General features: G+C 48.6%; 6 protein-coding genes. 5 read left to right on the top strand and 1 reads right to left on the bottom strand.

Annotation, left to right across the window (positions count from 1 at the left end; genetic code table 11):
- Nucleotides 1-195 precede the first annotated feature (195 nt).
- The 5 genes from AC3DOM_RS14885 (at nt 196) to AC3DOM_RS14865 (ending at nt 4,156) form a co-directional block, all read left to right on the top strand.
- Nucleotides 196-642 (top strand): PaaI family thioesterase, encoded by a 447-nt coding sequence (locus AC3DOM_RS14885; protein ID WP_487919832.1) that lies wholly within the window; start codon nt 196-198, stop codon nt 640-642.
- Between the two features lie 132 nt (nt 643-774).
- On the top strand, nt 775-1,176 hold the full coding sequence (locus AC3DOM_RS14880; protein WP_487919831.1) for an archease: 402 nt from the start codon (nt 775-777) through the stop codon (nt 1,174-1,176).
- 11 nt (nt 1,177-1,187) lie between these two features.
- A complete protein-coding gene (locus AC3DOM_RS14875) occupies nt 1,188-2,039 on the top strand; it encodes a DinB family protein (RefSeq protein WP_487919830.1) in 852 nt (283 codons plus the stop codon).
- Nucleotides 2,040-2,146: 107 nt separating this feature from the next.
- Complete coding sequence (locus AC3DOM_RS14870) at nt 2,147-3,598, top strand: RtcB family protein (RefSeq protein WP_487919829.1); 1,452 nt, start codon at nt 2,147-2,149, stop codon at nt 3,596-3,598.
- Nucleotides 3,599-3,658: 60 nt separating this feature from the next.
- On the top strand, nt 3,659-4,156 hold the full coding sequence (locus tag AC3DOM_RS14865; RefSeq protein ID WP_487919828.1) for a hypothetical protein: 498 nt from the start codon (nt 3,659-3,661) through the stop codon (nt 4,154-4,156).
- Nucleotides 4,157-4,224: 68 nt separating this feature from the next.
- Here the strand turns inward: AC3DOM_RS14865 and AC3DOM_RS14860 are convergent, their stop codons facing one another.
- Nucleotides 4,225-5,397, bottom strand: a complete 1,173-nt coding sequence (locus AC3DOM_RS14860; protein WP_487919827.1) for a saccharopine dehydrogenase family protein — start codon at nt 5,395-5,397, stop codon at nt 4,225-4,227.
- Between the last annotated feature and the right edge of the window lie 141 nt (nt 5,398-5,538).

Genomic DNA, 5,538 nt, shown 5'->3' with positions numbered 1-5,538 from the left:
CAACCATTATTTAACGCCCTGCAACCATTATTTAACGCCCTGCAACCATTATTTAACGCCCTGCAACCATTATTTACGCCCTGCAACCATTATTTAACGCCCTGCAACCATTATTTACACCCTGCAACCATTATTTAACGCCCGGCAACGATAAAATGACGCTCAGCAAGGCGGTAAAGAGATTACAATATCCCCATGACAACACAATCAACTCTAAAACCCATTTCTGAACATGGACCCTGCTATATATGCGGCACACAAAACCCGCACGGCGTCGGGCTGACCTGGTATGCCAGGGAAGATGGCAGTATCTTTTCCGAATTTATGCTGACGGTCAAACAACAGGGTCCGCCTGGGCATGTCCACGGCGGGGCCTCGGCAGCTGTGCTCGATGAGGTGATCGGTGTGGCGATCTGGCGGGCGGGGTATAACGTGGCAGTAGTGAACATGGATATAAATTATCGACAGGCGATTCCAATTGATAGCACCGTCACCGTTGAGGCGCGGATGACAGGAAAAGAAGGTCGCAAATTTTTCGGGACGGGAGAAATATATTTGCCGGATGGCTCTGTCGCGGTGAGTTGTACAGGGATCTATGTTGAGGCGCCGCATTTATTTGAAGAGAGTCGATACAGGGAGTAGAAACGTGAACCGCCAAGACGCAGAGAGCGCAGAGTTTTTCTTAATGCCGCCAAGTCTTTTTACTCCTTGGCGATTTAAATAAGAATCTTGGCGTCCTTCGCGCTTTGGCGGTTAGCTTTAGGATAAGATAATATGCCTTTTGAAGAGATTTCCCACACCGCCGATTGGTCGCTCCGGGTTTGGGCGGATGATCTGGCCGGGCTGTTGACAGAATCCGCGCGGGGGATGTATGCACTCGCCAATGCAGAGCCCGCCGAGAGTCCACGGGTGAAACGGGAGATATCACTGGATGCGGTAGATGCGGAGAGTCTCCTGGTCGCATTTTTGGAGGAGTTACTTTATCTGGCCGAATCAGAAAATCTAATATTTAACCCCATTGGTAAAATGAAGATAGACGGATATCAATTAAAAGTTGAATTAGAAGGGGGAGCAATAACATCCATTGATAAAGAGATCAAGGCTGTCACCTTTCATAATCTGAAGATACGGCAGAGCGCACGCGGACTGGAAGTTGAAATCGTATTTGATGTGTAAATGGAGAGAAAATGAACACCCTTTTTAATAGTATTCAGGATTTTACAAAATTTGCCCTCGAAATGACCGACGCCGATCTGGAACGCGAATGGGTCTGGAAAGATTACGATGAGGAGGGTTTTCGATTCGCCTTTTTCAGAACCCTTGAGGATTTACTGACTTTGGAAGCTTTTCAGTCCCATAGACGAAAAAAAGCGCTCTCTCAGACACAACATATTTTGGCCGGTTATCATCTCGCCTTTCGTGATCTGCAGGCATCACTACTCGGTATCGACCCAGCTGAATATGAACGCGTTCCCGCAGAAGGAGAATGGTCGCTGCGCAAGGTTTATACCCATATCGTTGAAGCCGATCTGCTCTTCCATGTGGCGATAAAAAACGGTCTGAATGATCATCGTTTGAGAGATGGGAAGCTGAGCAAAATGACCGAAGAAATTTGGGAAGAGGTCTCTGGAACAAATGATGCTGAAGTAGATGCAATCCTTGCCGGACCAATCGAGGCCGCCCTGGATTATCATGAGACTGTTCATGCCAGGACTTTGTCCATGCTGGCTGATATCAGCGATGAAGAACTGGAGAAGACAACCTTATATTGGGAAAAAGAGGCGATGACTTTGCGCTTCCGGCTGCATCGTTTTGAATCGCATATGCGTCAACATACCATCCAAATGGATAAAACACTGGAAATGCTTGACCTGCACCCCAACGAGATCAAGCGGCTGCTGCGCCTGATCTACAATGGACTGGCCCGTGCAGAGAATGCCATGATGGGGATCAATGAAAGTAGTTTAAAAGCTGTCAACAAATATAAAAAAAACATCGAGGATCGCACCGCAGAACTTCGTGGTCTTTTTGAAAAGTAGAACAACTTCCCTCACCCGTTCTTGCTCCGCTCGAACTTCCCTCTCCCGCTCCGCGGGAGAGGGGGAGCGAGCGAAGCGATGCGGGGGTGAGGGCAGAGAGGAGTAAAATGATCGCTCTTTCTGACCTGATCCAAATCAGCGCAACCGAATGGGAGATTCCGCAATCATATCGGGAGGATATGCGCGGCCCCGTGCGGATATTTGCCACGCGGGAACTGCTCGATCATGTACTAACGGACAAATCACTGGAGCAAGCCGTCAATGCGACCACCCTCCCCGGCCTGGTAGGGGCAGTCATCGTGATGCCCGATATGCATCAGGGGTACGGATTTCCGATCGGGGGCGTGGCAGCAACAGAGTTTCCCATCGGGGTAATCTCTCCGGGCGCGATCGGATACGATATCAACTGTGGGGTTCGTTTGCTTGCTTCCCAGATCGAGGCTGAGAGCGCAATTCCGCATTTGGAGATGCTCGCCACGCGGCTGAATCAATATTGTCCTAGTGGCGTGGGAAAAGATGGAATGGTAAAACTATCCCTTCCAGAGTTGGAAGAACTGCTCCGAGATGGGTCAAAATGGGCCCTTAATAATGGCTACGCGACAAAATCTGATCTGGCCCGCACTGAAGAAAACGGCACTTTTAAGGGCGCAGATCCGCGTAAGGTCAGCGAGCGCGCCAAAAATCGCGGACGCTCCCAAATTGGCTCGTTGGGCGCAGGCAATCATTTCATTGAAGTAGATATCGTTGATGAGATTTTTGATGAGACCGCCGCCTCCGCGATGGGATTAAGGGAAGGCCATCTGGCGGTCCAAATCCACTCTGGCTCCCGCGGATTAGGGCATCAGGTCTGCACCGATTATGTGCGCGATTTTCAAAAGGCAGTCCAGCGCTACAATATCAAACTTCCCGACCGTGAACTCGTCTGCGCGCCGATGGATTCTCCCGAAGGCGCAGCCTACCTTGGAGCAATGCGCGCTGCGGCGAATTTTGCATTTGTCAACCGTCAACTGCTGGCACATGCTGCCCGGCGCGCTTTTGAAGATACGTTCGCGGGGAAGAGCAAAAACTGGGACCTGCATCAGGTCTACGATATTACCCATAATATGGGCAAGATCGAAGTTCATCAGATTAATGACAAACGCATCAAGGTTTGTGTACATCGCAAAGGGGCAACGCGCGCCTTTGGGCCAAGCGCTCCGGGGCTTCCCCCAGAATATAACAAAATCGGTCAACCCGTTCTCGTTCCCGGCAGCATGGGGACCGCATCCTGGGTATTGGTCGGCACAAAAGAGAGCATGACACGGTCACTGGGCTCCTCCTGCCACGGTGCCGGACGAATGATGTCCCGCTCGAAGGCGAAAAAGGAATTCCGTGGAGATGCGCTCCGCAGCCAACTTGGGAAGCAAGGCATCCACATCCGTGCAGGGTCACTGAAAGGTTTGGCCGAGGAGGCCCCTAACGCTTATAAGGATGTGAACGCGGTCGTTGAGACCGTGTCAGAAGCAGGGATTGCACGCAAGGTTGCTCGTCTACGTCCATTGGCTGTGATCAAAGGATAAGTTATTCAACGCAAAGATTTACTATGTTGTTTTTTTGGGTTTATATGAGGAAAAAGTAATATGAAAGAAAGATTGCTTTTAATTGCCAGCTTTCTATTCCTAACTGGTTGTGCAAATATTACTGAAAGACCTACCACCCCAACCACCACCATCCCCACTGTGAGATTAGCGCCAACCAATGTGGTTGAAGAGTTACCAGTAGCAGATGAAACTCCGCGGCCAAGTTTTCTCCCACAACCCGGTGATAGCAAGCTGACCCGTGCCAGTGCCTTTGCCGAATCAGTTGATCTCCTTTCAGCGGAAAGCGACCCCATTCAGATCATGTTACATATCAGCGGATATTTGCCGACTCCCTGCCATGAGCTACGAGTCTATGTCCCGCCGCCGGATGATGAGAATAATATTATCGTGGAAATGTATTCAGTGGCCGAGCCAGAAGTGATCTGTGCTCAAGTCTTACGAGCCTTTGACGTTACGATTGAGATGGGCAATTATCCCAAGGGAGGCTATCTGATTTGGGTGAACGACGATCCCATAGGCAACTTCAACACCCAATAATTAAATTGAAAAGCCACCATGATGATGGCTTTCGACTGAAATAAAGGAAATATCACATCTTTAGCAAATTATGGGATTTCCTTTTCCTGACGTTGAATTTGAACACCCCGTTTTTCAAGCTCAGCGATAAAGATATCCGAGGGAATATCATGAATGGGCGTCAATAAACCACGCTGCTTGATATCTCCACGCAAGATCATCTGTGCGCCGATGCTGGCTGTAAATCCCACCGTGCGCTGCATCGCCATTAAACCTGTATCCAGATCACGTCTGTCAATCATTTGGTAAATAACACGCTTTGATTGACCATCCTTCATTCCTTCAACCACAACACGAATTGCAGCAATATCTCTCTCATTCTCCTCATATTGCAATTGCGGGGATAATAAATCATGCACAAACTGACGGGGTGATATCTCATGGCCGCCCACACGAACAGGTTCATCGGCCAGGAAACCCAGGCCCACCATCTTCGTCCAAAATTCGGCATGCCCCGGCCAGCGCAAGGAATAACGTCCTGTATCGGTTGTTGTGTCTTTGATCCCAAAAATATCCAGGAATTTGACCGCATCACCGTTATAGTAAGCCTCCATAAGCCCAAGTCCCTCCATATCCACCATGTGAATATTTGACTTATCAAACATCTCGATTGGAGACAAATCTACAACCTGCCCACCTTTGAGCATCCGCACAGGGCGCTGATAGGCACCCAGCACACCAGCAAAAGTCCAGGAAATTTTATATTTGATGGGGTTATTGGCAGCCTCCGGCTCGGGAACCCCTGTCCCGTAGACGTGCAATGCCCTCACCAGATCAAATTCTCGGATGGCGCGTCCAGCCAGAACAAGGTCGATCCCCGGATCCAGTCCACATTCGGGCAGGATTGAGAGATCCTTCGTTTTTGCAGCGATCCCCAAATCCTCGTAGGCTGGCAAAGAATAGGAAGTTTCAATCAAATGAATTCCGCTTTCTATCGCCAATTTAACCAGGTTTTCACGAAATTCCTGTGAAAGCAATATAATCACAGCCTGCACCTGACGCATTTCTTTAATTACAGCTTGATCATCACGCACATCCAATTTGACGGTTTTTAACTTTGGTGTTTGCAACTGATCGGCATACTCCCGCAGGCTATCATAATTAATATCGGCAGCAATGATCTGGGAAACATCTGGACTATTCACCAAATCATACAATGCGGCTTTTCCCTGCATACCAACACCTAAAAGTAATATCTTCATTGCTATCTCCCATATTTTAGCCAGGGTTACAGAAATTCTCAATAAAGTTATACCTTGCGTCACATATTTTCACAAGGAAAATATAAAATATGCCCTTATAAAAATGATGATAATCATGATAAACCTCCGTATTATAAAATT

It is taken from the genome of Candidatus Desulfolinea nitratireducens (assembly GCF_982879505.1).
Note: the sequence above shows the minus strand (reverse complement) of the source record. Positions and strands in the feature narration are given on the sequence as shown.

Coding starts and splice junctions, on each gene's coding strand:
- AC3DOM_RS14885 (WP_487919832.1), top strand. CDS start 196: ATGACAACACAATCAACTCTAAAACCCATTTCTGAACATGGACCCTGC.
- AC3DOM_RS14880 (WP_487919831.1), top strand. CDS start 775: ATGCCTTTTGAAGAGATTTCCCACACCGCCGATTGGTCGCTCCGGGTT.
- AC3DOM_RS14875 (WP_487919830.1), top strand. CDS start 1,188: ATGAACACCCTTTTTAATAGTATTCAGGATTTTACAAAATTTGCCCTC.
- AC3DOM_RS14870 (WP_487919829.1), top strand. CDS start 2,147: ATGATCGCTCTTTCTGACCTGATCCAAATCAGCGCAACCGAATGGGAG.
- AC3DOM_RS14865 (WP_487919828.1), top strand. CDS start 3,659: ATGAAAGAAAGATTGCTTTTAATTGCCAGCTTTCTATTCCTAACTGGT.
- AC3DOM_RS14860 (WP_487919827.1), bottom strand. CDS start 5,397: ATGAAGATATTACTTTTAGGTGTTGGTATGCAGGGAAAAGCCGCATTG.